The sequence below is a fragment of the Actinoplanes sp. DH11 genome (assembly GCF_020873875.1).
Lineage (GTDB): Bacteria > Actinomycetota > Actinomycetes > Mycobacteriales > Micromonosporaceae > Actinoplanes.
Window position 1 is genome coordinate 354,312 of the sequence record NZ_JAHWGU010000001.1, and the last position, 26,711, is coordinate 381,022.

Genomic DNA, 26,711 nt, shown 5'->3' on the forward strand with positions numbered 1-26,711 from the left:
ATCATGCGTGCGACGGTTGGTCCCCTCTCACCCGCTGTCTACTGGCGGCGGCGTGCGGTCGTGCTGGGTGCGGTGCTGCTCGGCGTCATCGTTCTGTTCATGTCCTGCACCGGTGAGGACAAGAAAGATCCGCAGAACAAGAGCGCGTCGTCGCAGTACCCGACACCGGCTCCGAACACCGACTCCGCGAGTCCGGAGCCGACGTTCCTGAACGGCAGCGAACCGGCCGTCGGCCCGGCCCTGCCCGACCCGGCGGACCTGCTGACCCAGCAGCCCGGCGACTCCGATGAGCTGCTGCCCACCGGCAACGCCGGGCCCACCGGCAACGCGGCGCCGACTCTCGCGCCGACGGCCGCCCTGACCACGCCCCCGGCCGCGCCCGCCGGCCCCGGCGACGGCGGTGCCTGCGCGGACGCGGAGATGTCGGTGACCCCCGTCCCGGTGAAGACCGAGGTGAAGCGCGGCGTGCCGCTCGACCTTCGCTTGAAGATCAAGAACATCGGGACGCGTACGTGTACCCGTGACGTCGGCGCCGACGCGCAGGAGCTCTACATCGACCTGGGCCCGCAGAAGGTCTGGTCGTCCGACAAGTGCAGCACGGTGAAGGGCAGCGACGTCCGCGCGTTCGCCCCCGGTGCCGAGCGGGAGTACCAGGTGACCTGGAACGGCCGCCAGTCCTCGCAGTGCGCCAACAACCTGCCGTCCGGCCCGATCCCGAGCGCCGGGCAGTACGAACTCCGCGGCCGGCTCGGCGAACTGGTAAGCACCCCGGTCGTCGTCACGGTCGTCGCCTGACCACCGGCCTTGGTCGCGGCACTCGAGCTCTACCTGGACACCGACGCGACGCGCCGCATCCGCACACTGTGGCGCGCGCTCGACGCCGAAGGCATCCCCAGCCTGGGCTCCCTGCACCAGCGGCACCGCCCGCACATCTCCCTGGCCGCCGCCCACAAGATCGACGCGGAGGCGGCCGCCCAGGCGCTCGATGACTTACGGCCGTCCGCACCACTCACCGTGGAAATGGACTTCGTCGGCCAATTCGTCGGCCGCGTCCTCTGGCTGGGCGTGACCGCCACCGCCGAACTCCTCACCCACCACCGCGACGTCCACGACCGCCTCACCCGCGAGGGCATCGACGTCTGGGACCACTACCGCCCCGGCCGCTGGGTCCCGCACTGCACGATCTCGCTCCGCGTCCCCAACCCGATGATCGCCCCCGCCATCCGCCGCTGCCTGGAAATGCTCCCCCTCCGCGCCGAGATCACCGGCGCCGCGATCGCCGATCACGCCAACGACATCTGGAAACCCCTGCAGATGTACGCGTAACCGGCAGCCCCCGACTCGGGCGTCCCATCGAGCGGTCGAACCGGGGCGGGTCAGTGGCGGCCTTGTGCTTGCGGTTTGTGCCTGCGATTTGTGCTTGCGGCTTGTGCTTGCGGTGACGAGAAGCTGCCCGCGACGACCGTGAGCGCAAGCCCAGCCTTGGCGGTGATGACGGGAAGCGTCCTGAGCGCAAGCTGATCCCCATCGGCTCGCGCTCATGACCGCAGAAACTACCGTGAGGGACAGCCGGACGGCCCCGATCGGGACTCGCCCATTCGGAACTCGCCATTCGGCGGTCTCGAGACGCGGCCAGGAACGTACGAGCAGTAGGCGGCCGCTGCTGAAAAGGCCGGTTCCTCGGCCGACGACATCACTCGTCCGCCGGGGACCGTTCATGGACAGCGCACCAGGTTCGGTGGCGGTGTGGCTCGGAAATCCGGAGCCCGAATTGGTGGCTTTCGCGCGTTGGGCAGTGTCCCTTTAGTCTTGTCAGGCAGCCAGTGCGAGCTCTTCTTCCGGTTCGCGCTGGTAGAAGGTTGCGGAACATGGCGCGCCGGATGTCGCTGCGGCGGCGGGCGCGGCAGAGTGGCGCGGCTTGGTATTGCTTGCCTCCGGCTTTGGTGCGGTCCCTGGATAAGGGGCCGCGGTCGGCCGAGGTGGGTCCGCACGGCGGTGTTGATCTGCTAGCGGTGCGAAATCGCGGTTTTGACCCCTTGATCACAGCGATTTCGTCGCGCTAGCAGATCAACATCCCGACATCGGCCGCGCGTCCGGCTTCGCTGGGTGCGGCTGGGGCGGCGGGGGCCGACGGGGCCGCCGAGACTGTTAAGGCGCTGGGGTCGCTGGGACTGCCGGGACTGCCGCGACTGTTGGGCGCGGGGACCGGTGGGGTCGCTGGGACTGCTGGGCCTCCGCTGGGCCTCCGCTGGGCCTCCGCTGGGGCCGCCGGCCGGGGCGGAGGGCGCGGGTCGCTGCGGGTGGCATCGGCTGGACGGCGATCGGGGTGCGGCGCCTGCGGGGGTGTCCATAGGAGTTTCGTCGAGCGGCGATTGAGACGTAGGTCGACCGACGGCCCGATTACGCTGAGTAGCCTCGTCAGGAGCTAAGTGCCGCGTGACTTGTCCATTATGTGCGCGATCGGGCTGGGCTAAGGGTGGGGGTGGGGTGAGCTAGTTCACTACACATACCGCTCGAGGATGGACGCCTCGGCCAGGCGGGACAGGCCCTCGCGGACACCTCGGGCTCGGGCGTCGCCGACTCCCTCGACGGCCTGGAGGTCTTCGACCGTGGCGCCAAGCAGGCGTTGCAGGCTGCCGAAGTGGTCGACGAGGCGGTCGACGATCTGGGCGGGCAGGCGTGGGACCTTGGCGAGCAGGCGGAAGCCTCGGGGGGAGACTGCCGCGTCGAGGGCGTCGGAGGCGCCCTGGTATCCGATGGCCTTGGCAACGGCGACCAGGTCGATCATCTCGGTGGCGGTGAGCAGGTCGAGCTCGACGAGGGCCTCGTCCAGGGTGCGGGACTTGCGGCCGGTGGGAAGGTAGTCGCGGATGACCAGGGTGCGGTCGGCGTCCACACCGGCCATCAGCTCGTCCAGTTGCAGGGCGAGCAGCCGGCCGTCGGTGCCGAGCTCCACGACGTAGCCGGAGATCTCGTCGGCGATCCGGCGGACCATTTCGAGGCGCTGCACGACGGCGACCGCGTCCCGGACGGTGACCAGGTCTTCGATCTCGAGGGCGGACAGGGTGCCGGAGACCTCGTCGAGACGCAGCTTGTAGCGCTCCAGGGTGGCGAGTGCCTGGTTGGCCCGGGACAGGATGGCGGCCGAGTCGTCGAGGACGTGGCGCTGCCCGTTCACGTAAAGGCCGATGATGTGCATCGACTGGCTCACCGAGATCACCGGGAAGCCGGACTGTTTCGCCACCCGCTCGGCGGTGCGGTGCCGGGTGCCGGACTCCTCGGAGGGGATCGACGGGTCGGGCATCAGGTGCACGGCGGCCCGGACGATGCGGGTGCCGTCGCTGGACAGGACGACCGCGCCGTCCATCTTGCACAGCTCGCGCAGGCGGGTCGCGGAGAACTCGACGTCGAGCGGGAAACCGCCGGTGCAGATGGTCTCGACGACCGAGTCGTAGCCGAGCACGATGAGCGCGCCGGTGCGGCCGCGCAGGATGCGCTCGAGGCCGTCGCGCAGGGCGGTGCCCGGGGCCATCAGGGCGAGGTTGGCGCGCAGCGGATCGCTGGCGCCACCGGTCAGGCCGGCACCGGCGGAGGGTGTCATCGCGCGATGCCCTGCGCCGTTGACGCCGGGACGTGGCGTTGAGCTGGCGGCGGGCTTGGAACCATCGCGGTCGAGCGGCACCTGGACATTCTACGGACTGTCATCCAGCTCAACGAGGCATGGTTCGATGAATGCTCCGTAGCGTGATGAATCGTCACTGTCGGTCACCGTGAGCCGTGCTCGGCGGCGGCCTTGGCGGCGCTCTGCAACGCCGACCGCAGATCGCCGACCTCGATCACCTGCATGCCCTTGGGTGCGCCGGAGTTCGCGTCGGGGCCGCAGCCGGGGGGCACCAGCGCCACCCGGAAACCGAGCCGGGCCGCCTCGGCGAGCCGCCGGCCGACCGCACCGACCCGGCGGATCTCACCGGTGAGGCCGACCTCGCCGATCGCCACCAGGGTCGGCGCCATCGCCAGGTCGAGACCGCCGGACGCGACCGCGAGCGCCATCGCGAGGTCGGCCGAGGGCTCGGTGAGCCGGATGCCGCCGACGGTGGCCGCGAAGACCTCGCGGTTGGAGAGCTTGAGCTGTTTGGTGCGGCGCTCCAGGACGGCCAGCACCATGGCGAGGCGGGCGCCGTCGAGACCGGAGACGGTGCGTCGTGGTGAGCCCTGCACCTCGGCACCGATCAGCGCCTGCACCTCGGTGACCAGGGCGCGCCGGCCCTCCATCGCCACCGTGACGCAGGTGCCGGGCACCGGCTCCAGGTAGCGCGTGAGGAAGAGGCCGGACGGGTCGGGCAGGCTGGTGATGCCGCCCTCGTGCATCTCGAAGCAACCCACCTCGTCGGCCGCGCCGAACCGGTTCTTCACGCCGCGGACCAGGCGCAGCGAGGAGTGCTTGTCGCCCTCGAAGTGCAGCACCACGTCGACCAGGTGCTCCAGGACCCGAGGGCCGGCGACCTGACCGTCCTTGGTCACGTGGCCGACCAGCACGGTGGCGATGCCGCGCTCCTTGGCGATCGAGACGAGCGCCGCGGTCACCGCGCGGACCTGGGTCACGCCACCCGGCACGCCTTCGGTGCCCGGCGCCGAGACGGTCTGCACCGAGTCGAGCACGAGCAGGCCCGGCTTGACCGCGTCGAGGTGGCCGATCACGGTGCCCAGATCATTTTCCGCGGCGAGGTAGAGCCGGTCGTGCAGGGCGCCGAGCCGCTCGGCGCGCAGCCGGACCTGGCTCACCGACTCCTCGCCGCTGACCACCAGCGACGGCGTGCCGGCGCCGGCCGCCCACTGCTGGGCCACGTCGAGCAGGAGGGTGGACTTGCCGACGCCCGGCTCACCGGCCAGCAGCACCACGGCGCCGGGGACCAGGCCGCCGCCGAGAACGCGGTCGAGCTCGCCGACACCGGTGGCGACGGCACGAGCCGGCGCGGCGCTGATCTGGGCGATCGGCCGGGCCGGCTCGGACGGCATGCGGGAACTGACCACCCGGCCGGAGACCAGCGGGGCGGAGACGGTGGACTCGATGATCGAGCCCCACTCGCCGCACTCCGGGCAGCGCCCCAGCCACTTGGGCGGCTGGTGGCCGCAGGCGTCACAGACGTAGGCGGCGCGGGGAGCCTTCGGAGTAGCGCGGGAGGTCGTCACCCGAACAAGTTAGCTCGGGTGTACGACATCTTCGTTCAGTGACCCTCGGCCTCTTCGATGTGGCCGCCCGGCTCACGCGGGCCCGGGGTCAGGGGGTTCGCGACGGGGGCCTGGAGTTCCAGCGCCGGCGAGCCGTCGCTGAACTCGAGGACCAGGTTCACCGAGGTGCCGGTGGGCAGGGCGTCGCTGAGGCCGATGACCTGGAGCTGCGCCGCGTCGGAGGGGCGGAACAGAGCGGAACCCTGCGCGCCGAGCTTGATCTGCGCCGGCTTCACCTGAACGGGTGCCGCGGACGCCGCAGCGGACGCCGGCGCGGACGGCGCTCCGGAGGAGGCTGCGGACGGTGCCTCGGACGCGGGTGCCGACGGTGCCTCAGAGACGGGCGCGGACGGCTCCTCCTCGGACGCGTGCCCGGCGGAGGCGGACGCGTGCCCGGCGGAGGCGGACGCGTGCCCCGCGTCGGGCGACGCGTGCCCGGCGTCGGAGGACGCGGACGGCTCGCCCGGGCTGGTGTTGCGGGGACCGCCGCTGACCAGGCCGACCTGGCTGGCCGAGACGACCTCGGCCTGCTCGGTCGGGCGGCTGCTGATCGAGACGGTGATCTCGCTGTTGGTCTGGTTGTAGAGGCTCAGCTCGAGCGGAGCGTTGCCGCCGGCCGGGTAGCCCTTGACACCCGGGTACTCCACCTGCAGGTTGCGGATGTAGACGCTGCCGCTGGCCGTCTGTGAGTCCACGCCGGCGATCGGCGTGTCCAGGATGGCGGTTTCGGCGACCTGACCGGCCGAGCACCCGGTCAGCGCCAGGACAGCGACCGTGGCGGCACCCGCGACCAGACCGGCGCGACGGGTTCCCAGGGGACGCATCACGATCCTCCAAATAGAGACACCAAGGTGTTAGATCAGCCTAATGGGCGGCGATCCGCCGCGTGCGCCGACCCATCCAACCGGTGGTCCGGACACCGAAGACGGTGTGCCCGAGACGGCATCCGCGACGTCAACTCAGCACCAGCAGCACGACGTCGATCAGCGCCACCACCATCACCGCCCGGAACAGTGCCACCGGCCGTCCACTGGCGCGCTCGGCCGCGTACATCCCCAAGGGCAGCACCACGACGGCGGCCGCAGCCGCCGCCCAGCCCACCCACGACGGAGGCCCCGGGGGTCCGAAGACCAGGGTGAGGGTCGCGCCGAGCAGGAGCACCGCCGCGGCGAGCTGGGAACCGCGGGCGCCGATCCGGTGCGGCAGGCCGCGTACCCCGGTGGCCGCGTCGTCGGCGAGATCCGGCAGCACGTTGGCGAAGTGCGCGCCGCCGCCGAGGAGCGCGCCCGCCGCCACCAGCCAGGCGGGCGGCGCCGGATTTCCCGGCAGCGAGACCATCACGAACGCCGGCAGCAGCCCGAACGCCACCAGGTAGGGCACCACCGAGAACACGGTGAACTTCAGCGGCCAGTCGTAGAGGAGCGCGAACACCCCGACCAGCGAGATCAGCAGGATGGGCACGGCGCCCAGCGCCAGCGCGGGCAGTGGGATGGCGAGCGCCGCGACAAGGCCTGCGATCCCCACCGTACGGGCGGAGACCGCCCCGGCCGGGATCGGCTTGTCCCGCCGGCCCGCCTGCCGGTCCCGGTCCGCGTCCAGCCAGTCGTTCACCCAGCCGACGGCGAGCTGGGTGAGCGCCACCGCCACCACGACCGCCACCAGACGCCACCCCCGGTGTCCGGCGCCGACGGCGAGCAGAGCCATGGCCAGGGTGACCGCGCCACCCGGTTCCGGGTGGGAGGCGCGGAGCAGGGCGAGGGCACGGGACATGTCTCGCAGTGTGGTGGTTCCGCCGTTCCCGTGCCAGGCTCGATCTCATGCTGTCGATGCAGCGCAACGACCACCGTCAATACGACGACCTGGCCGACGAGTGGTGGCGGCCGGCCGGGGACTTCGAACTCCTGCACTGGCTGGCCGCCGCCCGGGCGGCCCTGATCCCACCGGCGGCCGGGCCGGGCCGGGTCCTGCTGGACGCCGGTTGCGGCGGCGGCCTGCTCGCGCCGCACGTGCGCGACAAGGGTTACCGCCACGTCGGCGTGGACCTCGGCCGGCTCGCGCTGCGGCACGCCTCCGAGCGGGGCGCGGTCCCGGTGAACGGCGACGTCACCCGGCTGCCGCTGCGGGACGGCAGCGCCGACGTGGTGGTGGCCGGGGAGATCCTGGAACACGTCACCGACCTCCCGGGCACGGTCGCCGAGCTGTCCCGGGTGCTGCGGCCGGGCGGTCTCGTGGTTCTCGACACGGTGAACGACACCGCGCTCAGCCGGCTGATCACGGTGACCGTGGGGGAGCGGCTCGGTGTGGCGCCGGTCGGCCTGCACGACCCGGACCTGTTCGTGTCGCCGCGGCGCCTGGTGGCCGAGTTCGCCCGGCACGGCGTAACCCTGACGATCCGCGGCGTGCGGCCCACCGTCCCCGGGCTCGTCAAGTGGCTGGTCCTGCGCCGCGGCGGGGCCGGCCGAATAGTTCCGACCTTTTCCACCGCGGTGCTGTATCAGGGTGTCGGGCGCCGGGTAGGGGATGCCGCATGATCGAAGAAGCCCGACGGCTCGCGCCGCGTTTCGCGGCCCGTGCCGCAACCACCGACCGGGACGGCTCGTTCCCGGTCGACGACTTCGCCGACCTGCGTGACGCCGGGTTCTTCGGCCTGATGGTCCCGGCCCGGCTCGGCGGGGCCGGCGCCGGCTTCGCGGAGTACGCGGAGGTCGCCTACGAACTGGCCCGCGGCAACGGTGCCACCGCGCTGGTGTTCAACATGCACGCGTCGGTGACCGGCGCCCTCAGCGGGGTCACCGACGAACTGGCCGACGCGCTGGGCCTGCCGGGTGAGGCGCTGGCCGCCCGGGACGACCACCTCAAAGCCGCCGCGAGCGGCAGGTGGTACGCGGTGGCGATGAGCGAGCGGGGCGCCGGTTCCCGGCTCTCCATGCTGACCACGAAGTACGAGACGGTCGACGGCGGATACCGGATCACCGGGTCGAAGACGTTCTGTTCCGGCGCGGGACACGCGGACGCGTACCTCGTTGCCGCCCGCAGCGTCGCCGACCCCACCCAGGTCTCGCAGTTCCTGGTCCCGGCGGAGGCCGGGCTGCGCGTGGAGCAGACGTGGGACGCGCTCGGCATGCGGGCCACCGGTTCGCACGACCTGCACCTCGACGTGACCGTGCCGGCCGCCGCGCTGCTCGGTGGTCTGGAAGGGCTGGCGCTGGTGGCGGTGCAGCTGGCCCCGCAGTGGATGGTCGCCAGTTACGCGGCGGTCTACGTGGGTGTGGCCCGGGCCGCGGTGGACGCCGCGATCGAGCACGTCAAGCAGCGCGGGCTGGGGCACCTGCCGGCGATCCGCGGCCGGATCGGCCGCGCCGACGCCGCCGTCGCGGCCGCGCACCTCACCGTCCGGGAAGCGGCCCGCCGGGTCGACGAGGCACCCGGCGACCCCGAGACCAACCGCTGGGTGTGGCGGGCGAAACTGCTGGCCGGCACGACCGCGGCCGAGGTCGCCGCGTCGATGCTGGAGGCGGCCGGGACGTCCGCGATGCGGCGCGGTCACCCACTGGAACGCCTCTACCGGGACGCCCGGGCCGGTTCGCTGCAACCGGCGACCAGCGACGTCTGCGCCGACTGGCTCGGCGTGGACGCCCTCGGCGGCGACCCCGACTCCGACGGCGTGGCGCCCCGGTGGTGACCGCGATGCTCAGCGGCCTGGGCGTGGCGCTCCCGCCCTCGGCCGTGCAGGAGGACCTGTGGGACGGCTACTTCGCCCACCACTACACCGGCACCCGGAAGGCCCTCGCACGGCGGATCTTCGCCAACGCCGGCGTGCGTACCCGGCAGGCGGTCGTCAGCCCGCTCATCGAGGACGTCTCCGGCTGGTCCACCGAGCGCCGGATGCGCCGGTACCAGATGGAGGCGATGCCGCTCGGCAAGGCGGCGGTGGGCCGGGCGCTTGACGACGCCGGGCTGGCCGCCGACGAACTGGGGCTGTTCGCGGTTTGCTCGTGCACCGGGTACGCCACGCCGGGACTGGACATCCTGCTCGCCCGGGACATGGGCATGTCACCGAGCGTGCAACGGCTCTTCGTCGGGCACATGGGCTGTTACGCCGCGTTGCCGGGTCTGGGCGCGGTGAGTGACTACGTCACCGCGCGGGGGCGGCCGGCGCTGCTGCTCTGCGCGGAACTGACGAGCCTGCATCTGCAGCCGGCGGGCAGCCGTACCGACATCCAGCAGATCGTCTCCCACGCGCTCTTCTCGGACGCGGCGGCGGCCTGCGTGATCACCCCCGGCCCATCAAGGTCAACGACGCGGGGGTACGCGGTGAGCGAGGTCGCCGCGGTCACCGACACGACCACCGCCGACCACATGACGTGGGAGGTGACCGACGAGGGATTCCGGATGGGGCTGTCACCCCAGGTGCCCTCGGTGCTGTCCGCCCACGTCCGGCCGCTCGTCGACGACGTCCTCGGGCGCAGCGGGCTGACCGTCGCCGACATCGACGGCTGGGCCATCCACCCGGGCGGCCCGAAGATCCTGGACGTGGTGCAGGAGAAACTGGAACTCGGTGACGAAGCCATGGCGGCGTCCCGCGGGGTGCTTTCCGCGCACGGGAACTGTTCCTCACCGACAGTGCTCCTGGTCCTGGACGCCCTGCGCCGGCGGGAAAATCCGCCCCGACGGATCGTGATGCTCGCTTTCGGCCCCGGACTCACCCTCTATGTCACTCTCCTGGATGGCTCTAATCTCGGAGCGTGAACGGGGAACGGGTACGAGGTGTCGTACTGCACCTCTCTGCGGCGTTGATCCTGACGTCCGGCGCGGTCTGGTGGTGGCAGGCCGCGCCGGGAACACCCGCCGACGAGCGGATGCTGACCTGGCGGCTCAGCGCCGAACAACTGCTCCCCGACTCGGGCGAGCAGCAGATGACGCGCACCGTGGCCCTGCCGTACGGCGACGACCACGAGGCCGTCGCCGAAGTGGGCAGCGGCAAGTTCCTGGTGTCGGTGGTCTGCGCCGGCCAGGACGGAAGCCGGGTGCGGGTGAGTCTCGGCCGCGGCGAGACCGGGCGGGGGATGCGGTGCTCGGGTGCGCGTACGCCCGAGGTGTTCAGTGTCGGGCTCTCGCGCGAGCTGCACCTGCGGGTGAATGTCGAGGAGGCGGGGCCGGTCGTGTTCCGTTACGCCCTCCAGCGCCTGGAGTGGTGATCCCTCTTCTCCGAGGCGGGCGGCCTTTCTCAGGCGGTTTTCTCGGGGTGGGCCAGGGGGCCCTCTCAGGCGGCTTTCTCAGACGCGGGCCAGGTCGGCGCGGATGCGTTCCACCGTGGCGACGCGCTGGTGCACGCGGAGCACTTTGCCGGTGTTGTCGACGATCAGGACGGCCGCCGTACCGTCCGGTGTGCCGATCTGGAAATGCTGCCGCAGGCCGCCGGTCGGATCCTGCAGCCGGATCGTCGCCTTGCCGGGCACCTGGGGGGTCTGCGCCGGCGGGAGCATGCGCGCCGAGGCGGCGGTCGCCGAGACCGCGATGACCGCGGTGTTCGGATCGACCAGGCCGGCGGTGTCGGCGAGGAGCTGATCGCAGGTGCACCCGTCGGTCAGCACGATTACTGCGGGTAGTCGGCTCAGCAACGACGCTGTCTGCCCGTCGTCGCTGATCAGATCCATGGCGGGCAGCTTCCCGGCGGGCTCGGTGGTCGTCGCCGCGGTGCGTTGCGTGGCCGGCTGGCGCGGCGGTCCGGGCCACGCCGAGGCGAACAAGCTCGCCACGGTGACCAGGACGGCCATCGAAATGATCAGGACGGGGGTACGCACCGCCAGAGCGCACAGCCGCCGCAGCCGCCGCACCGGCCCGCTGCGGGTGAAGCGCCGCCACCCGGTCGCGGGAACCGCCGTGTTCAGCTCGGTCCGGACCGCTTCCACCTCGTCGGAGAGCTCCGAGAGGTCGTCGGGGATGACGATGACCCCCCACTCCTCAGGGAGGTCCGGCAGATCATCGGAAGCACCGCCGTCCGGCGGCCAACCGCCGTTGTTGCTTGCGCCAGCCATGACTCAACCTCCCCCCTGGCCGACCAGATCTTGCTTCGGTCGGGGAACTCCCGTCCAGCCTCCCGCACGCGCGGCCGCATCGCCAGTGGTGTGTCTTTCTGGACCTTAGCGATAAGCTTGACCTCACAAAGCCATCAGGTCCGGAATTTCCGACTCGTTGGCTCGAGTCGTGACGCGCCGATCACTTTGTGTTACTTAGGCAGCTTCTCGCGTCGCTGTCAAGCGGGAGAAAGCCCCATCACAGGGCCCCTGAGCTGCACTAACAGTGACCGTCAGGGCAAGACACCGCCGCCTGAGCGTGTTACCCTAGACACAGCGAAAGGGGTTTCGAACCTATGGTTTTCAGTGTCGGCGAGACCGTTGTTTACCCCCACCACGGGGCCGCACTCATCGAGGCAATCGAGACTAGGGTCATCAAGGGCGTTGAAAGGCAGTATCTCGTTCTGCGTGTCGCCCAGGGCGATCTGACTGTTCGGGTGCCCGCTGAGAACGCCGAAGAGGTCGGCGTGCGCGAAGTGGTTGGCGAAGAAGGCCTGGGTAAGGTCTTCGACGTCCTGCGCGCTCCGCACACCGAGGAGCCGACCAACTGGTCGCGGCGTTACAAGGCCAACCTGGAGAAGCTGGCCTCCGGCAACCCGCTGAAGGTTGCTGAGGTCGTTCGTGACCTCTGGCGTCGTGAGCGTGAGCGTGGCCTGTCCGCAGGCGAGAAGCGCATGCTTGCCAAGGCCCGCGACATCCTGGTCGGCGAGGTGGCCCTCGCTGAGAAGAGCACCAAGGACGAGGCTGAGGTCCTGCTCGACAAGGTCCTCACCGAGGCCTGATACACCCGACGCACACTCCTCGACTGTGTCCGACGACCGCGACGTGACCGCGCAGCCCAGTGCTCGCGGTGACGTCGCGGTCGTCGTTCCAGCCGCGGGTGCCGGTGTCCGCCTCGGTCCCGGCGCTCCGAAAGCGCTCCGCCTCCTCGACGGCGAACCCCTCCTGGTCCACGCCGTCCGCCGGATCGCCGCATCCCCCTCGGTCGCGATGATCGTGGTCGCCGCACCGCCCGCCGACGTCGACGCCGTGCACACCCTGCTCTCCGCGGTCGCCCCGGTCACGGTGGTGGCCGGCGGAGCCGAGCGCCAGGAGTCGGTCGCCGCGGCCCTCGCCGTCGTGCCACCCGAACTCGGCATCGTCCTGGTCCACGACGCAGCCCGCTGCCTGGCCCCGGTCTCCCTCTTCGAGCGCGTCGCCGCCACGGTCCGGTCCGGCGCCGACGCGGTCATCCCGGTCCTGCCCGTCGTCGACACCATCAAAGAGGTCGACGCCGACGAAACAGTGCGGGGCACCGTCGACCGCTCGGTGCTGCGAGCCGTGCAGACCCCGCAGGGCTTTCGCGCCCCCGTCCTGCGCGCCGCCCACGCCGCAGCCGCCGACGCACACACCGACGACGCCGGCGCCGTCGAAAAACTCGGACTACCCGTCCACTGCGTCCCGGGCTCCGACCTCGCCTTGAAAATCACGCGCCCGATCGACTTGGCGCTCGCCACACACCTCCTCACCATCCCGGACCCGGCCGCGCCTCCCGCCTGAGCACCCGGAGCGGTCCAGCAGGCGCCGCCATCCCCGAGCCGCACCTCGGGCGCCGCCTCCACGAGCCGCACCTCGGGTGCGCCGGTTCCGCGCACCGGTTCCGCGTAGCGCTTCCAGGCACCGCTTTCACGCAACGCCACCTCGTGCGATCGGTGCACGTTGCGTGAGCCGTACGCCGTGCGCCCGGCCGCGGCCTCGCTCTCGGCCGTGAGCCGTATGTTCGCGTCCGGCTGCGGCCTCGCTCTCGGGCTCGGCTCAGCGATTGGCGGTGCGTGAGTGGCTCGCTTTGCGTTCGGTCTCGGGCTCGGCTCAGCGATTCGCTGTGCCTGAGTGGCTCGCTTTGCGTCCGGCCTCGGGCTCGGCTCAGCGGTTCGCTGTGCGTGAGTAGCTTCCTTACGTCCGGTTTCGCTCTCGGCCTGGACTCATCGGCGCGCTTTGCTCAAGCGGCGCGCCTCGCGCGGCGTGGCGTACGTTGCGGAGTGGCCGACGATGCGGGGGTGGCAGTCGCTGCCTCAGGGGCGCCACTTCTCCGGGACCGTTCTCCCGTGACACCCGGCCGGCGTCGCCCACGGATCAACCCCGTTCTCTTCCGGTGACGTCGCATGCGGCGTCCATGGCGAGATGTTGATCTGCTAGCGCTACGAAATCGCTGTGATCATGGGGTTTTCACCGCGATTTTGCGTCGCTAGCAGATCAACATCTCCGTGCTACGCAACGCGGCTGTTCGTTTAATGGCGGCAAGGGAGTCGAGGTGAGCGACGCCGGTGGCACGAAGCGGGACTGCGCCGCCGCCGTACTCATATGCCTCGTGAGCTGGGATCGGTTGCGGTGAGGGTTCACGGTGGGAGGTGCTGGAGAGGGTGGGCGTAGGGTGACGGGCGTGATCGTTCCGCGGGTTGGCATCGGTACTGATGTGCATGCCTTTGATCCTGATCGGCCCTGCTGGGTGGCGGGGCTGCACTGGCCGGACGAGCCGGGGCTGGCGGGGCACTCGGATGCTGATGTTGCGGCGCATGCGGCCTGTGATGCGCTGCTGTCGGCGGCGGGGCTCGGGGATCTGGGGAGCAACTACGGGACCAGCCGGCCGGAGTGGGCCGGTGCGGCGGGTGTGACGTTGCTTGCGGAGAGCGCGCGGCGGGTGCGGGCTGCCGGGTTCGAGATCGGGAACGTGTCGATCCAGGTGATCGGTAACCGGCCCAAGATCGGGAAGCGCCGGGCTGAGGCGGAGAAGACGTTGTCCGAGGCGGTGGGCGCGCCGGTCACTGTGGCGGGGACGACCACTGACGGGCTGGGTCTCACCGGGCGGGGTGAGGGGCTGGCCGGCATGGCGGTGGCGATGGTTTACGCCAGCGATCGAGCCGCCGGCAGTTGAAGCACGGCGATGCGGCTGAGCCGCCGGTAATAGAGTCGCCGCAGCTGAGCCGCCGGCATTGCAGCCGCAGGACGAGCCGCGCAGGGTGACCCGTCGCCGGGGTGAGCCGGGGAACCGGCGGGCACGGGAATCGGGGATCGTGGTGCGCGTCATGGGGGACGCCCGGGTCATCGGGCATGATCACTGCCATGACTGTCGCCCTGCCGGACGTCGCCCGGACGCTGATCGACAACCCCACCTACGTGGTGCTGACCACGATCAATGATGATGGGACGCCGCAGTCGACGCCGATCTGGGTCAAGCGGGACGGTGACGACGTCATCTTCTCCACGGTTCGGGGGCGGCGGAAGGCGCAGAACATGGAGCGGGACGCGCGGGTTTCGATTTGTGCCTACGATCCGGCGCAGCCGTACACCTATTTCACCGTTGCGGGAACCGTTGCGCTGCGCGCCGACGAGGGCAATCTGATCGGTGAGTTGAGCTTCAAGTACGCGAACGAGCCGTGGACCGGGGACGGGCCGGGCGTGGAGCGGGTCGTGTGCCGGCTCACCCCGACTCACGTGATCTCCAGGTAGACCGCTTACGCTCGGCATCGTGCCCGCCCCCATCGAGCCTGACACCACGCCTGAAGAACACCGGCAGCGGGCGCTTCTGCTCGCCGACCTCGGCCGTTACGACGAAGCCGCCGAGGAGATCGCTGCCGGTCTGAGCAGTGCGCCGCAGGAGACGACACTGCTCGCCACTCTTGCCACGATCCACCTTGCCGCCGAACAACCGGCCGAGGCGCTCGCCGCCGCCGACCGGGCCGCCTCGGTCGCGCCGGCGGGGCTGCCCGCCCTGGTGGTGCGGGCGATGGCGCTCACCGACAGCCGGCGTTTCTCGGACGCCGCCCGGATCGCTGAGCAGATCTTGCGGGATTGGCCCGAGGACGCGTACGCCCAACGCACCGGCGCCGCCCTGCTCAGTGAGGCGCGTAACGGCCAGGAAGCATTGAACGCCGCGTGGAACGGTGTCCGGATCGCTCCGGCCGAGGCCGAGGCGCACCTGGTCCTGGCCGTGGTCGCGGCGCGGCTCCGCCTCTTCGACCTGGCCCAGCGTGCCTACGCGGAGGCGCTGGAGCTGGACGACACGATCGGTGACGCCGGCAGTGAGGTGGGCATCGTCCGGTTCGAGCGGCGCCGCTGGGCCCGGGCCTTGGAGGACCTTGCCGAGGAGGCGTCACTGGGTGCTCCGCCGGGGGCGGTGGGGCAGGGCGCGGACCCGTACCCGGACAGGCAAGAACAACCGTCGGTGACCGCGAGTGGGCCGCCTCCGGTGGCGCGCCCGACGCGCCCGGTCCTTGATCTGTCGCAGGAGTCGGCGGACGCGGTGCGGGAGACGGTGCAGTACGCGGCGACCGGCACGCTTGTCGCGGCCGTGCTGACCGGGGCGATGACGCTCGTCAGCCCGGGGATTTCGCGCGTCTGGGCCGGCATGATCGGGGTGATCGTGCTGGTGGCGGTGGTGCTCTGGTTCCGCAGCCGGCTGCCGGAGCCGGGCGGGGTGGTGCTGGCCCGGCTGCGGGCGGCCGATCGGAAGCTGGCGATGGCGGTGTACCTCAGTTTTGTGGCGCCGATGCTGCTGCTCGTCTATGCGGCTGTCGGCGGCCTGGTCCCGCTGGTGATCGGCATGGTCCTGGCCGCGGTCGCGGAACTCGTGGTGCTGACCGGCCGCCGCTGACCCGGACGAGTGCGGCCCCGAAAGAGCGGCCCCGGGCGAGCGCGGATTCGGACGAGCGCGGCCCCGGACGAGCGCGGCCCCGGACGAGCGCGGCCCCGGGCAGACCGGAACAAGCGAAAAGCGCTGATCAACGACCGGATGGTTGTTCGTTCCCGGAAGCGCCATTAGGTTCGGAAACGTGTCGACGATGGTGCCTCCGCTGTATGCCGGGCTCGTCGATGACGCGTGCCTGCTTCCGCCCAGCCCGGTCAGTCCCGCGGAGGCGGCGGCGAAGTACGACGAGCACAGCAACGCGTGGTACCAGGGGCTGATCGGTTCCCTGCTGGTTCCCGCCTCGATCGTCGGCGGTGGCCCGGTGCCGCGGGTGCCGGCCGGGCTGATCGGGGACGTGCCGGTGGCGAGCCTGCCGGTGACCGTGGAGAAGCTGCGCGCCGCCGGGGTGACCGTCGAGCATGTCGAGGCCGCGGTGTCCCGCCGCGGCGAGGACCCGCAGCCCGGACTGGCCGCCCTGTGCGCGTTCGCCGGTGCGCAGAGCGGTCTGCGGCTCTACGCGGAGATCCCGTTGAGCTGGGGTCTGCTCTCCGCGCTGGACGGGGTCGCCGAGGCGCGCGCGGCGGGGCTGAGCATCGCGCCGAAGTTCCGGGTCGGCGGGCTGGCGGCGGAGCTGTTCCCGACGCCCGTCGAGCTCGCCGCGGTGATCTGCGCCTGCCGCGACCGGGAGTTGCCGTTCAAGCTGGCGGCGGGTTTGCGGCACGCCACCCGGCACACCGACCCGGAAACCGGTTTCACCCATCACGGTTTCCTGAACGTACTGATCGCCACGGTGGTCGCCGCCGACGGCGGTGAGGTGGCCGAGGTGGCCGAGTCGCTCGCCGCCACCCATCCGGTGCCGCTCGTTGAACCGGCCCGGGCACACCGGGACAGCCCGCGTCCGCTCTTCGTCGGCTTCGGCGCGGCGAACGTGGTGGAACCATTGACGGAGCTGGTGCGGCTCGGCCTGATCAACGGCGGGTACGAGTGAAATGAGATGATCCGGGGGTGACCCGGGTGCTGCTGCGAACTGTGTTGGCCGTGGCCCTCCTGGTCGTGGCCGGTCTGATCGGCTGGCGCGTGCTGGCGCCGGCCGAGGTGCTGGCGAGCGCGACCACGCCGTACCCGTCGGCCCCGATCATCCCGGCCGGCGTCACCGGTCGGACAAGTGTGGCGCCGCTGGTCGTCGACGGGCGGGTCCGGGTCTACGCCGCGAAACACCAGGTGCGGGCGGACGGGCCGGTCAACGCGCGGACCGTCTACACCGCGCGGTGGTCGTTCCGGCGCTGGCCCGAGCAGCTCAGCGGTGTCACGGCGAGCGGGCCCACGGTGGTGACGCGGTGGTCCGACGGCGAGCTGGTGGCGATCGACGCGCGTACCGGTGAGATCGCCTGGCGCACCGACGGGCCGGATTCGCCCGGCTATGCCGGACATCGCACCGGGGCGGCGACGGTTTGGGCGCCACCGGGTCTGCGGCTCGCCGCCGGCAACGTCGTGGCCGCTTCTGATCAGGAGCTTGCGGGGTACGACCTGAGCACCGGAGCAGTCCGCTGGCGGATCCCGGTCGCCGCCGGATGTGCGGACGGCTTCACCACGGTCGGCGGTGCCTACGCCTGCGCCGGGTCCGTCCACGACGCGTCGACGGGTGCGCCGGTCAGCGGCTGGCCGGCTGGACCGTGGACGCCGGTGGGTTGCGACTCCGACCGTTCCGGGTGTGCCGGGTTCCGGGACGGCGCCGGGCAGGGCTGGATCGACGGGAAACGGGTGCCGGCCCTGGACGACCCGTCGACGACCGTGGCGGCCGGGATCGTGGTCGGCGCCTCCGGTGACCGGGTGACCGGCACCGGCACGGACGGCACCCGGATCTGGGAGCGCAGCGGGCCGGCGCGGGTGCTCGGCGGGTCCGGCGGTTCCACGGTGCTGCTGCTGACGCCGGAGAACACGCTCGTCGGGGTGGACGCGGGCACGGGGACGGAGACGCTGCGGTTCCCGCTGGCGATGGGCACCGAGAGCACCCTGTGGAAAGCCGGTGGATATCGGATCGCCGGCGGCTATCTGGCGCTGGAACGGCTGCGGACGGACGCGCCGGACGATCCGGAGTCGCCGATCTACTACCTCACCTTGGACGCGGTGATCATCGCCGCGCTGTGAGCGCCCGGGCCAGCCCAGGGGCGAGGGCGGATCGGGTTGGAGGCGGGCAGGGCGGCCCGTCAGGTGAGTCGCGGCAGCAGGGCGGCCCACGCCTCCTCGGCGGCGCCCGCGAGGGGGCCGTCGTCGTCGCTCAACGTTGCCGGCAGCACCGGCGGCGGGGCGGAGCGGTGGATCAGCATGAGGCCGTCCCGGTAGGCGGCGTCGATGGCGTCCGGTACCGCGGCGAGCAGGTCGGCGCCGACACCGCCGAGTGTGACCAGGTCGGCGTCGAGGCCGTTGACCAGGCCCGCGATGCCGCGGCCGAGGGCCGCCCCGACGGTCCGGACGGCGGCCGCCGCCGGTTCGCTCCCGGGAGCTGCCGCGATCACCCGCCGGGCGTAGGTGATCGGGTCCTTCGGTGCCGGCTCGTCCAGCAGTCGGGCGAGGGCGGTGCCGTCGACGGCCGAACCCCAGCAGCCTCGCGCGCCGCAGGGACAGCGCACCGCCGGGTCGCCGAACGGCATGTGCCCGAACTCGCCGGCTGCGCCCCGGGCGCCGATCACCGGGCGGCCGTTCTCGACCACGGCACCGCCCAGGCCGGCCTCGATCCGCAGGTGCAGGGCCACGGCGGCTCCGGCGGCGGCGCCCCGGCGGTGTTCCGCGGTGGCGGCGAGCGTGGCGTCGTTGCCGGCCACGAAGACCTCGGCGGCCGGCCAGAGCGCGGTCAGGTCGACGTCGTGCCAGTCGGCGTTCGAGGCGTCCAGGCGCAGGGTGCGGGAGACGGTTCCGGGCACCGAGACGCCGATGGCGCGCGGGCGTCGCCCGTACACCTGGATCAGGTCTTCGATCGCGGCCGTGACCTCCGCGCGCACCGCTGCCCAGGCGGTGGCCGTGTGCCGCCCGGAGCGGGACGCGGCGGTGGCGCCGCCCAGCTCGACCACGTCGACCCGCCACGCCTCCTGGGTGATCACGACGGCCAGCACGACCGGGCCGTCGGGGTGGGGGAGCAGCACGGTGGTGGGCCGGCCGCGGGTGCCGCTCGGTGCGGCCGGTGCCTGGATCAGCAGGGACGCCCGGCTCAGCTTGGTCACCAGTTCGGTGGCGGCGCCGGTGCCGACGCCGAGCAGGCGCGCCGCGTCGGCCCGGGTGACCCCGGGCCGCTGGTGCACCACCTGGAGCAGCTCGGTGGAGCGGGTCGTCACGTCGATCTCCCTTTTTTTACTCGAACCTAGAGCTTATTCTGTGGCGGTGAAGCTCAACCGCCCGGCGCTCGTCGTCCTCGGCACGTCCACGTTCTGCTACGTGACAGCCGAAACCCTCCCCGTCGGCCTGCTGCCGCAGATCTCCACCGGACTCAACGTCACCGAAGCCCAGGTCGGTCTGCTGCTCACCAGCTATGCCGTGGTAGCCGCCCTGAGCACCATCCCGCTCACCGCACTCACCATGCGGGTGCCCCGGCACACCCTGCTGGCGGTCACCGTAGCGGTCTTCGTCGTCTCCCAGGCGGCCGCCGCCCTCGCGCCCACCTTTACGGTGCTCGTTCTCTCCCGGCTCGTCTGCGCGCTCGCGCACGGAGTGTTCTGGTCCGTGATCGGACCCGTCACGGCACGCCTCGCCCCGCCGGGACAGGTCGGCCGGGCCACCTCACTGGTCTTCATCGGCAACTCGCTCGCCATCGTCCTCGGCGTACCGCTCGGCACCGCCCTCGGTCAATGGCTCGGCTGGCGCATGTCGATCGGCGTGATCGCGGCCGCCGGCGCCCTCTGCCTCCTCGCCCTGCTCACGCTGCTGCCCGAGATGCCGGTGCTGCCCCGCGACCGGGCCGCGCGGCTCGGCCGGCAGATGCGCGACGCCGTCCTGATCCTGCGCAACGGCCGGGTCGTCGGTCTCTGCACGGTCACCGTGGTGCTCGTCGTCGGGCACTTCGCGGCCTACACCTACATCGCGCCGCTGGTGCGCCGCGACGCCGGCCTCGACGGTGCCGCCCTCAGTGCCCTCCTCCTCGGGTACGGCGCCGTCGGCCTGATCGCCAACTTCGTCGTCGGCCGTTTCGTGGACCGCCGGCCCGGGCCGATCCTGCTCGGCCTCAGCATCGCCGCGGCCGGGTCCGTCGTGCTGCTCGCACCGGTACTCGGTCCCGTCGCGACGATCCTGGCCGTCCTCGTCTGGGGCGGGGCCTTCAACGCCATCCCGGTCCTCCTCGGCTCGGCCTCGCTGCGGGTGGCGCCGCGGAACCGGGATGCGGCCTCGGCGGTGTACGTGGTCGCGTTCCAGATCGGGATCGGGGGCGGGGCGTTCATCGGGGAACGGATGGTCACCGGCGGGCATCTGGGTGCGGTGCCGCTGCTCACGGCGTTCTTCGTGGGGTGCGCCGCAGTGCTGGTGGTGGTGTTCCGGGGAACCCTCCCGCGGCGGATCAGCGCGGCGGAGCACCGGGAGACCGAGGCGGCGGCGCTGCACTGAGCCACCCGAAAGGCCAGGATCAGCGCCGGGCACGAGGCGGCCGGGAGCGCACGGCAGGCGCGGTGGCTGGGAGCGCACGGCAGGCGCCGTGGTTGGGAGCGCGCCGGTGGCTGGGAGCGCGCCGGTGCGTGCGCGCTCCCAGAGCTGAGCCAGGGCTCAGGCCGCGGTCAGGGCCGACTCGGCGGCGGCCAGGAAGAGGTCGTTCTCCTCGGGGGTGCCGACCGTGACGCGTACGCCTTCGGGGTGAAAAGCCCGCACGATAACGCCCTGGTTCTCGCAGGCGGCGGCGAAGGCGGCGGTGCGGTCGCCCAGCGGGAGCCAGACGAAGTTGGCCTGGCTGTCGGGGACGTCGACGGAGAGTTTGCGCAGGGCCTCGGTGAGGCGGGCGCGTTCGGCGACGACCAGCGAGCAGCGGCGCTTCACCTCGGGTTCCTGCTCGAGGGCGGCGAGCGCGGCGGCCTGGGCGACGGTGCTGGTGGAGAACGGGGTGACGACCTTGCGGATGGTCGCGGCGACCTCGGGCTGGGCGACGAGGTAGCCCATCCGCAGGCCGGCCAGGCCCCACGCCTTGCTCATGGTGCGCAGCACGACCACGTTGGGCCGGTCGCCGTAGGTCTCCAGCGCGTCCGGGACGTCGGGGTCGGTGACGAATTCCCGGTACGCCTCGTCTAGCACCACCAGCACGTCCGAGGGCACGCCGTCGAGGAACCGGTCCAGCTCGGCCTTGCGCAGGCTGGTGCCGGTCGGGTTGTTCGGGTTGCAGACGAAGACCATCCGGGTGCGGTCGGTGACGGCGTCGCTCATGGCGGCCAGGTCGTGCCCGTGCGCCGCGGTGTTGGGCACCCGGATGCTGGTGGCGCCGCCGCCGGCCGCGATGATCGGGTAGGCCTCGAAGGAGCGCCACGAGTAGACGATCTCGTCCCCGGGCAGGCACGTCGCCTTCGTGAGGATCTCGGCGAGGGCGACCGAGCCGCAGCCTGTGACGATCCGGTCGGGGCTGACACCGAAGCGCTCGCCGATGACCTCGCGGAGCCGGACCACGCCCATGTCCGGGTAGCGGTGCACGGACCGCACCGCCTCGGTGACCGCCTCCACCACGCCGGGCAGCGGGCCGTAGGGGACCTCGTTGCTGGCCAGTTTCACCGCCTCGGAGATGCCCAGCTCACGGGCGAGGTCGGCGACGTTGCGGCCGGGCACGTAGTTGGGCAGCACGTCCAGGTCGGCGCGGGTCAGCCGGGTCATCTCGGTCCTCCGGGAAGGTTGCCGCCGGGTGCGGCCGGTGCGGTGGGGTGGGTGCCGGGCGGCAGGGCCACGACGACCGTGGCGGCCGCCTTGTCGTGCCAGGCCTGCCGCAGGCGGGAGTCGAAGAGCGGGGAGAGCGAGGCCAGGAACTGGATCACCAGGCCGACGCCGCACCACCAGAACAGGGTCCACATGCCGAGGCGGGCCCAGCGGGTGAAGGCGCGGCCGAAACCGAGTGGCGCGGTGCTCTCGATCGGGACGACCTTGATGCCCATCGCGCGTTTGCCGAGCGTCTGGCCCCGGCTGGAGATCGACGGCGCCTCGTAGAGCAGCCAGAGCAGGGTGGCGACGAGCACGATCGCGATGGACAGCGTCTGCATGCGCGAGGTGGGCTCGGCGACCAGGGCCTCGGTGCTGCCGGCCTCGATCTGCGCCATGTAGTCCTGGAAGATCGGGTAGAAGTCCTGCCAGTACTGGTAGAGGAACCAGCCGTTGACCACGAGGTTGAGCAGCAGCACGACGGCGATGTCGATCAGCCGGGCGGTCAGCCGCCGGCCGAGACCGGCGAGCGGGAGACCGTGCGGCATCGCCTGCGGCATGGGATAGAGGTACGCGTGTGGCGGCTGACCGGCCCACGTCGGCTGCCCCCAGCCGGGCTGTCCGGGCTGCTGCTGCCCCCAGCCGGGCTGCCCCTGCGGCGGCTGCCCCCACGGCTGCCCGGGCTGCTGCTGGCCCCAACCCGGCTGGCCCTGCGGAGGCTGGCCCCAACCCGGCTGGCCCTGCGGGGGCTGGCCCTGCGGGGGCTGACCCCAGCCCGGCGGCGGTCCGTAGGCGGGCGGCGCGGACTGCGGCGCGGCGGCCTGCGGCGGCGCAGACGTGGGTGACGCGGCGTAGGGCTGCGGAACCGGTGGCGCCGGCTCGGGCGTGGCAGCCGCCGGCTCGGCCTCGACCGCGGGCGGCCCGTCCGGCGGGACCGCGTCGGCCGGGATGGCCTGGCCCAGCCAGCCCTCACCGTCCCAGTAGCGCTGGGTACTGGTGTCGGCCGGGTCCTTGTACCAACCCGCGGGAAGCGAACTCATGCGCAAACCTTTACCACGACAGCCTGACACTTCCCTGCGGGCCGGTGGTGGCCGCAGGGCCTGATCACAGTGTCACAGGTGCGGGCCGCGAAGGTTGCCGCGCCGGTACCGGCGTGCGCCATGACGGAACCTTGGCGTGCCCGTGGCCTTCTGGGCAACGGTTTCGATTCAGCTTGGTCAACGTGCGCAATACGTACGGTACTTTCGCCGGATGAGTGAGCAGACTGTCCAGCTGGATGCACTCGACGCGCGCTTGATCACGTTGCTCGAGGCGGAGCCTCGGATCGGTGTGCTGGAGCTCTCGCGGCGGCTGGCGGTCGCTCGCGGCACGGTGCAGGCGCGCCTCGACAAGCTGATCGCGCGCGGCGCGATCAAGGGCTTCGGCCCGGAGGTGGTCCCGGCGGCGATCGGGTTCGGCGTGACGAGCTTCGTCACCCTGGAGATCAGGCAGCGGTACGGGCACGACGCCGTCGCCGGGCACCTGGCCGACATCCCGGAGGTGCTGGAGGCGCACACGATCACCGGCAGTGGCGACATCCTGTGCCGGATCGTGGCCCGGGCGAACTCCGACCTGCAGCGGGTGATCGATCAGATCGTCGGCTACGAGGGGATCGAGCGGGCCCACACGATCATTGCGCTGGCCGAACTCATCCCGTACCGGACCGGGCCGCTGGTCAGATCGTCATCATCTGATCAATAAAGGACGACACGGGCAAATTCCGCTCGCCTGCGAAGTCGATCGAGGTCATTACCCTGCCGGAATGGCCTCTGGCGGGGGTTCCCTGAAGGGATACACGGTGATCGCCGCGGCGGTCGTCGTCACCGTGCTGGCCACGACCGGCGTGTGGAACCCGTTCCCGCAGCTCTGGGCCTGGGTCAACACGAGTGAGCCGATCGCGCCCGGCGCCCGGTGGCAGCAGCGACTCGGTGGGACACCGCAGAGTGTCGCCGTCGTCGGTGACGCGGTCGTCGTCGAGTACCGGACGTCGGTCGAGGCGTACGGGCTCACCGCTGCCGTCCCGCTCTGGGAGTCCGACGCCGACTGGGCCTCGATCGCCGGCAAGGGCACCGACGCCGTGGTGGTCACCGGCCGGCTGCTGACCAAGGGCTACCAGGTGCTCGACCCGCGGACCGGTGCCGTCCGCCGCGCCGACACGGAGTCGATGGCGGTCTGGACCTACCAGGACGCGATCGTGGACCTGACCTGTGCCCGGGGCGACGACTGCCGGCTGACCGCCTGGGACCCGAAGGCGGGCAGCCAGATGTGGACGGCCGACACCGGCAGCATCGGTTTCGTGCTGGACGCCGCCAACCCGGACCTGCCGGACACCCGGCGGCTGATCTCCGACGACGTGGACGACGACGTGGCCGGCCCGCCGCTGCTGCCCGGGCTGCTGGGCTTCCCGCACGACGGTCAGATCCGGGTGATCGACACGGCGACCGGGAAGCCGGTGCGGACGCTGCGGCCGGAGGAGGACCAGCGGGTCGCGGTGGTCGGCGGCCGGGTGCTGACCGTGACCGGCACCTCGCGCGACGGCACCTGTTATTACGGGGTGGTGGCGACCGATCCGCCCCGCGACGCGGTGGTCTGGCGGCGCGACGGGCTCAACCTGCGGACCGCCGAGAGCGGGTCGGACTGCGAGCAGGAGCGGGACCCGGCCGGCGGGTACAGCGTGGTGCTGGGCGTGGACCCGTACGGCCGCGAGGTCCTGGTCAACGGGTACGACGGGCGTGACCTCTGGTACGGGGACAAGGAGTCCGAGGTGCTCACGGTCGACGACCGGTACGCGGTGATCCGCAAGGGCGACACCGTGCGCGGGTACTCGTTCAGCAAGGACAAGACCGTGTGGCGGCAGGACGGCCGGGCGGAGGCGGGGGCGGCGCTCACCCCGTACGCCGTGCTCGTGGTCTCGAAGAACCGGGTCACCGCCCTGGCACCCTCGTCCGGCAAGGTGCGGGCCGATGTCCGGACCGGCGCCAAGGTCTTCGCGGTGGGTCCGGACGGCATGGTCGCCGTCTCCGGGCGCGACATGGCGTACCTGCCGTTCTCCTGACCATGTGACCGGGAGAGCAACATGTGACCGGGAGAGCGAAGCGGCGGGGAGGGTTCGCGCGCGGCAGGCCCGCTGCCCTAGGCTTGCCGCTCATGAGCATTGGCGCCGCTTTCACCTACTCGCCGCTCTTGCCGACCGGGCCGGACATGACGGAGTACCGCCTGATCACGGACGAGGGCGTGGACGTCGAGGAGGGTCCCGGGGGCCGCCGGTTCCTGACCGTGGAGCCCGCGGCGCTGACCCAGCTCACCGCGGAGGCGATGCACGACATCGCCCACTACCTGCGTCCCGCGCACCTGGCCCAGCTGCGGGCCATCATCGACGACCCGAAGGCGTCGCCGAACGACCGGTTCGTCGCGATGGACCTGCTGCGCAACGCGAACATCGCGGCCGGCGGGGTGCTGCCGATGTGCCAGGACACCGGCACCGCGATCGTGATGGGCAAGCGCGGCCGGCACGTGCTGACCGACGGCACCGACGAGGCCGCGATCGCGCTCGGCGTCTACCAGGCGTACACCCGGCTCAACCTGCGGTACTCGCAGCTCGCCCCGCTGACCATGTGGGACGAGAAGAACACCGGGACGAACCTGCCGGCCCAGATCGAGCTGTACGCGGAGGACCCGGGCGGGCAGCCGGACGCGTACAAGTTCCTGTTCATGGCCAAGGGTGGTGGCTCGGCCAACAAGTCGTACCTCTACCAGGAGACGAAGGCGCTGCTGAACCCGCAGCGGATGATGCAGTTCCTGGACGAGAAACTGCGTCTGATCGGCACCTCGGCCTGCCCGCCCTACCACCTGGCCGTGGTGGTCGGCGGCACCAGCGCCGAGCACGCGCTGAAGACCGCGAAACTGGCCAGCGCGAAGTACCTGGACAACCTGCCGACCTCGGGCACCATGCTGGCGCACGGCTTCCGTGACCTCGAGCTGGAGGCCGCGGTGCTGGAGCTGACCCGCGACTTCGGCATCGGCGCCCAGTTCGGCGGGCGGTACTTCTGCCACGACGTACGGGTGATCCGGCTGCCCCGGCACGGCGCGTCCTGCCCGGTCGCGATCGCTGTCTCCTGCTCGGCCGACCGGCAGGCGGTCGCCAAGATCACCCCGTCCGGCGTCTGGCTGGAGCGCCTGGAGACCGACCCGGCCCGCTTCCTGCCCGAGGTCACGGACGATCACCTGGAGACCGAGCAGGTCGTCAAGGTCGACCTCAACCGGCCGATGTCGGAGATCCGCGCCGAGCTCAGCAAGTACCCGGTGAAGACCCGGCTGTCCCTGACCGGTCCGCTGGTCGTGGCGCGCGACATCGCGCACGCGAAGATCGCCGAGCGGCTGGACGCCGGCGAGCCGATGCCGCAGTACCTGCGCGACCACGCGGTCTACTACGCGGGCCCGGCCAAGACCCCGGAGGGGTACGCGTCCGGCTCGTTCGGCCCGACCACGGCCGGGCGGATGGATTCGTACGTGCAGAAGTTCCAGTCGGCCGGCGGCTCGATGGTGATGCTGGCCAAGGGCAACCGTTCCCAGCAGGTCACCGACGCCTGCAAGGCGAACGGCGGCTTCTACCTCGGCTCGATCGGCGGCCCCGCGGCCCGGCTCGCCCAGGACTGCATCCGGCACGTCGAGGTGCTCGAGTTCCCGGAGCTGGGCATGGAGGCGGTCTGGCGGATCGAGGTCGAGGACTTCCCGGCCTTCATCGTCGTCGACGACAAGGGCAACGACTTCTTCGCCGAGGTCACCAAGCCGACCCTGACCATCGGCCGGCGCTGACCATCGGCCGGCCCTGA

25 protein-coding genes are annotated in these 26,711 nt (G+C 71.7%); 17 read left to right on the plus strand and 8 right to left on the minus strand.

Going from position 1 to position 26,711, the window contains the following annotated elements; genetic code table 11:
- The first annotated feature begins 3 nt into the window (after window positions 1–3).
- Window positions 4–795 carry an adhesin gene (locus tag LPA41_RS01725; protein ID WP_229067796.1) on the plus strand — a complete coding sequence of 264 codons (792 nt, stop codon included), beginning with the start codon at window positions 4–6 and terminating at the stop codon, window positions 793–795.
- 9 nt (window positions 796–804) lie between these two features.
- Complete coding sequence (locus tag LPA41_RS01730; RefSeq protein ID WP_229067797.1) at window positions 805–1,326, plus strand: 2'-5' RNA ligase family protein; 522 nt, start codon at window positions 805–807, stop codon at window positions 1,324–1,326.
- Between the two features lie 1,174 nt (window positions 1,327–2,500).
- Here the strand turns inward: LPA41_RS01730 and disA are convergent.
- From disA to LPA41_RS01750, 4 genes are all read right to left on the minus strand, one after another.
- Window positions 2,501–3,682 carry a DNA integrity scanning diadenylate cyclase DisA gene (disA, locus tag LPA41_RS01735; RefSeq protein ID WP_229067798.1) on the minus strand — a complete coding sequence of 394 codons (1,182 nt, stop codon included), beginning with the start codon at window positions 3,680–3,682 and terminating at the stop codon, window positions 2,501–2,503.
- Between the two features lie 83 nt (window positions 3,683–3,765).
- Window positions 3,766–5,190: a DNA repair protein RadA gene (gene radA / locus LPA41_RS01740; RefSeq protein WP_229067799.1), complete on the minus strand. Its 1,425-nt coding sequence runs from the start codon at window positions 5,188–5,190 to the stop codon at window positions 3,766–3,768.
- A 35-nt stretch (window positions 5,191–5,225) separates the two neighbouring features.
- Window positions 5,226–6,053 (minus strand): hypothetical protein, encoded by an 828-nt coding sequence (locus tag LPA41_RS01745; RefSeq protein ID WP_229067800.1) that lies wholly within the window; start codon window positions 6,051–6,053, stop codon window positions 5,226–5,228.
- 130 nt (window positions 6,054–6,183) lie between these two features.
- Window positions 6,184–6,999, minus strand: a complete 816-nt coding sequence (locus tag LPA41_RS01750) for a UbiA family prenyltransferase (RefSeq protein ID WP_229067801.1) — start codon at window positions 6,997–6,999, stop codon at window positions 6,184–6,186.
- Between the two features lie 47 nt (window positions 7,000–7,046).
- Between LPA41_RS01750 and LPA41_RS01755 the strand changes: the two genes are divergently transcribed.
- Genes LPA41_RS01755 through LPA41_RS01770 form a run of 4 tightly spaced genes read left to right on the plus strand, consistent with a single transcriptional unit; the run spans window position 7,047 to window position 10,427 of the window.
- Window positions 7,047–7,760, plus strand: coding sequence for a methyltransferase domain-containing protein (locus tag LPA41_RS01755; protein WP_229067802.1), 714 nt, complete (start codon window positions 7,047–7,049; stop codon window positions 7,758–7,760).
- Window positions 7,757–8,911 carry an acyl-CoA dehydrogenase family protein gene (locus tag LPA41_RS01760; protein ID WP_229067803.1) on the plus strand — a complete coding sequence of 385 codons (1,155 nt, stop codon included), beginning with the start codon at window positions 7,757–7,759 and terminating at the stop codon, window positions 8,909–8,911. Before LPA41_RS01755 ends, LPA41_RS01760 begins: the two co-directional genes overlap by 4 nt.
- A 5-nt stretch (window positions 8,912–8,916) precedes the next feature.
- Window positions 8,917–9,978 carry a type III polyketide synthase gene (locus tag LPA41_RS01765; RefSeq protein WP_229067804.1) on the plus strand — a complete coding sequence of 354 codons (1,062 nt, stop codon included), beginning with the start codon at window positions 8,917–8,919 and terminating at the stop codon, window positions 9,976–9,978.
- Complete coding sequence (locus LPA41_RS01770; RefSeq protein ID WP_229067805.1) at window positions 9,975–10,427, plus strand: DUF6023 family protein; 453 nt, start codon at window positions 9,975–9,977, stop codon at window positions 10,425–10,427. Before LPA41_RS01765 ends, LPA41_RS01770 begins: the two co-directional genes overlap by 4 nt.
- A 78-nt stretch (window positions 10,428–10,505) precedes the next feature.
- On the opposite strand, the gene LPA41_RS01775 is transcribed toward LPA41_RS01770, so the two are convergent.
- On the minus strand, window positions 10,506–11,267 hold the full coding sequence (locus tag LPA41_RS01775; protein WP_229067806.1) for a hypothetical protein: 762 nt from the start codon (window positions 11,265–11,267) through the stop codon (window positions 10,506–10,508).
- 335 nt (window positions 11,268–11,602) lie between these two features.
- Here LPA41_RS01775 and LPA41_RS01780 point away from each other — a divergent pair, with 335 nt between their 5' ends.
- The 7 genes from LPA41_RS01780 to LPA41_RS01810 all read left to right on the plus strand — a co-directional run bounded on the left by LPA41_RS01780 (window position 11,603) and on the right by LPA41_RS01810 (window position 18,117).
- Entirely contained in the window at window positions 11,603–12,088 is a 486-nt protein-coding gene (locus LPA41_RS01780) for a CarD family transcriptional regulator (RefSeq protein ID WP_014447856.1), read from the plus strand.
- Window positions 12,089–12,131: 43 nt separating this feature from the next.
- Entirely contained in the window at window positions 12,132–12,845 is a 714-nt protein-coding gene (gene ispD, locus LPA41_RS01785) for a 2-C-methyl-D-erythritol 4-phosphate cytidylyltransferase (RefSeq protein ID WP_229068097.1), read from the plus strand.
- An 880-nt stretch (window positions 12,846–13,725) separates the two neighbouring features.
- Window positions 13,726–14,217: a 2-C-methyl-D-erythritol 2,4-cyclodiphosphate synthase gene (gene ispF, locus LPA41_RS01790; RefSeq protein ID WP_229068098.1), complete on the plus strand. Its 492-nt coding sequence runs from the start codon at window positions 13,726–13,728 to the stop codon at window positions 14,215–14,217.
- A 188-nt stretch (window positions 14,218–14,405) separates the two neighbouring features.
- Window positions 14,406–14,792, plus strand: coding sequence for a PPOX class F420-dependent oxidoreductase (locus LPA41_RS01795; RefSeq protein ID WP_229067807.1), 387 nt, complete (start codon window positions 14,406–14,408; stop codon window positions 14,790–14,792).
- 19 nt (window positions 14,793–14,811) lie between these two features.
- On the plus strand, window positions 14,812–15,936 hold the full coding sequence (locus LPA41_RS01800; protein ID WP_229067808.1) for a hypothetical protein: 1,125 nt from the start codon (window positions 14,812–14,814) through the stop codon (window positions 15,934–15,936).
- Between the two features lie 178 nt (window positions 15,937–16,114).
- Entirely contained in the window at window positions 16,115–16,957 is an 843-nt protein-coding gene (locus LPA41_RS01805; protein WP_229067809.1) for a hypothetical protein, read from the plus strand.
- Between the two features lie 26 nt (window positions 16,958–16,983).
- Window positions 16,984–18,117, plus strand: a complete 1,134-nt coding sequence (locus LPA41_RS01810; RefSeq protein WP_229067810.1) for a PQQ-binding-like beta-propeller repeat protein — start codon at window positions 16,984–16,986, stop codon at window positions 18,115–18,117.
- A 59-nt stretch (window positions 18,118–18,176) separates the two neighbouring features.
- On the opposite strand, the gene LPA41_RS01815 is transcribed toward LPA41_RS01810, so the two are convergent.
- Window positions 18,177–19,298: an ROK family protein gene (locus LPA41_RS01815; protein ID WP_229067811.1), complete on the minus strand. Its 1,122-nt coding sequence runs from the start codon at window positions 19,296–19,298 to the stop codon at window positions 18,177–18,179.
- A 46-nt stretch (window positions 19,299–19,344) separates the two neighbouring features.
- On the opposite strand from LPA41_RS01815, the gene LPA41_RS01820 reads away from it, so the two are divergent.
- On the plus strand, window positions 19,345–20,559 hold the full coding sequence (locus tag LPA41_RS01820) for an MFS transporter (RefSeq protein WP_229067812.1): 1,215 nt from the start codon (window positions 19,345–19,347) through the stop codon (window positions 20,557–20,559).
- A 156-nt stretch (window positions 20,560–20,715) separates the two neighbouring features.
- Here LPA41_RS01820 and hisC read toward each other — a convergent pair whose 3' ends face one another.
- Together hisC and LPA41_RS01830 are read right to left on the minus strand one after the other, a co-directional pair.
- Window positions 20,716–21,801, minus strand: a complete 1,086-nt coding sequence (gene hisC / locus LPA41_RS01825; RefSeq protein WP_229067813.1) for a histidinol-phosphate transaminase — start codon at window positions 21,799–21,801, stop codon at window positions 20,716–20,718.
- Window positions 21,798–22,880, minus strand: a complete 1,083-nt coding sequence (locus tag LPA41_RS01830; protein ID WP_229067814.1) for an RDD family protein — start codon at window positions 22,878–22,880, stop codon at window positions 21,798–21,800. Before LPA41_RS01830 ends, hisC begins: the two co-directional genes overlap by 4 nt.
- A gap of 211 nt (window positions 22,881–23,091) precedes the next feature.
- On the opposite strand from LPA41_RS01830, the gene LPA41_RS01835 reads away from it, so the two are divergent.
- From LPA41_RS01835 to LPA41_RS01845, 3 genes are all read left to right on the plus strand, one after another.
- Complete coding sequence (locus tag LPA41_RS01835) at window positions 23,092–23,580, plus strand: Lrp/AsnC family transcriptional regulator (RefSeq protein ID WP_229067815.1); 489 nt, start codon at window positions 23,092–23,094, stop codon at window positions 23,578–23,580.
- 61 nt (window positions 23,581–23,641) lie between these two features.
- Complete coding sequence (locus LPA41_RS01840) at window positions 23,642–24,934, plus strand: PQQ-like beta-propeller repeat protein (RefSeq protein ID WP_229067816.1); 1,293 nt, start codon at window positions 23,642–23,644, stop codon at window positions 24,932–24,934.
- A gap of 92 nt (window positions 24,935–25,026) precedes the next feature.
- Window positions 25,027–26,694, plus strand: coding sequence for a fumarate hydratase (locus LPA41_RS01845; RefSeq protein ID WP_229067817.1), 1,668 nt, complete (start codon window positions 25,027–25,029; stop codon window positions 26,692–26,694).
- The last annotated feature ends 17 nt before the right edge of the window (window positions 26,695–26,711 follow it).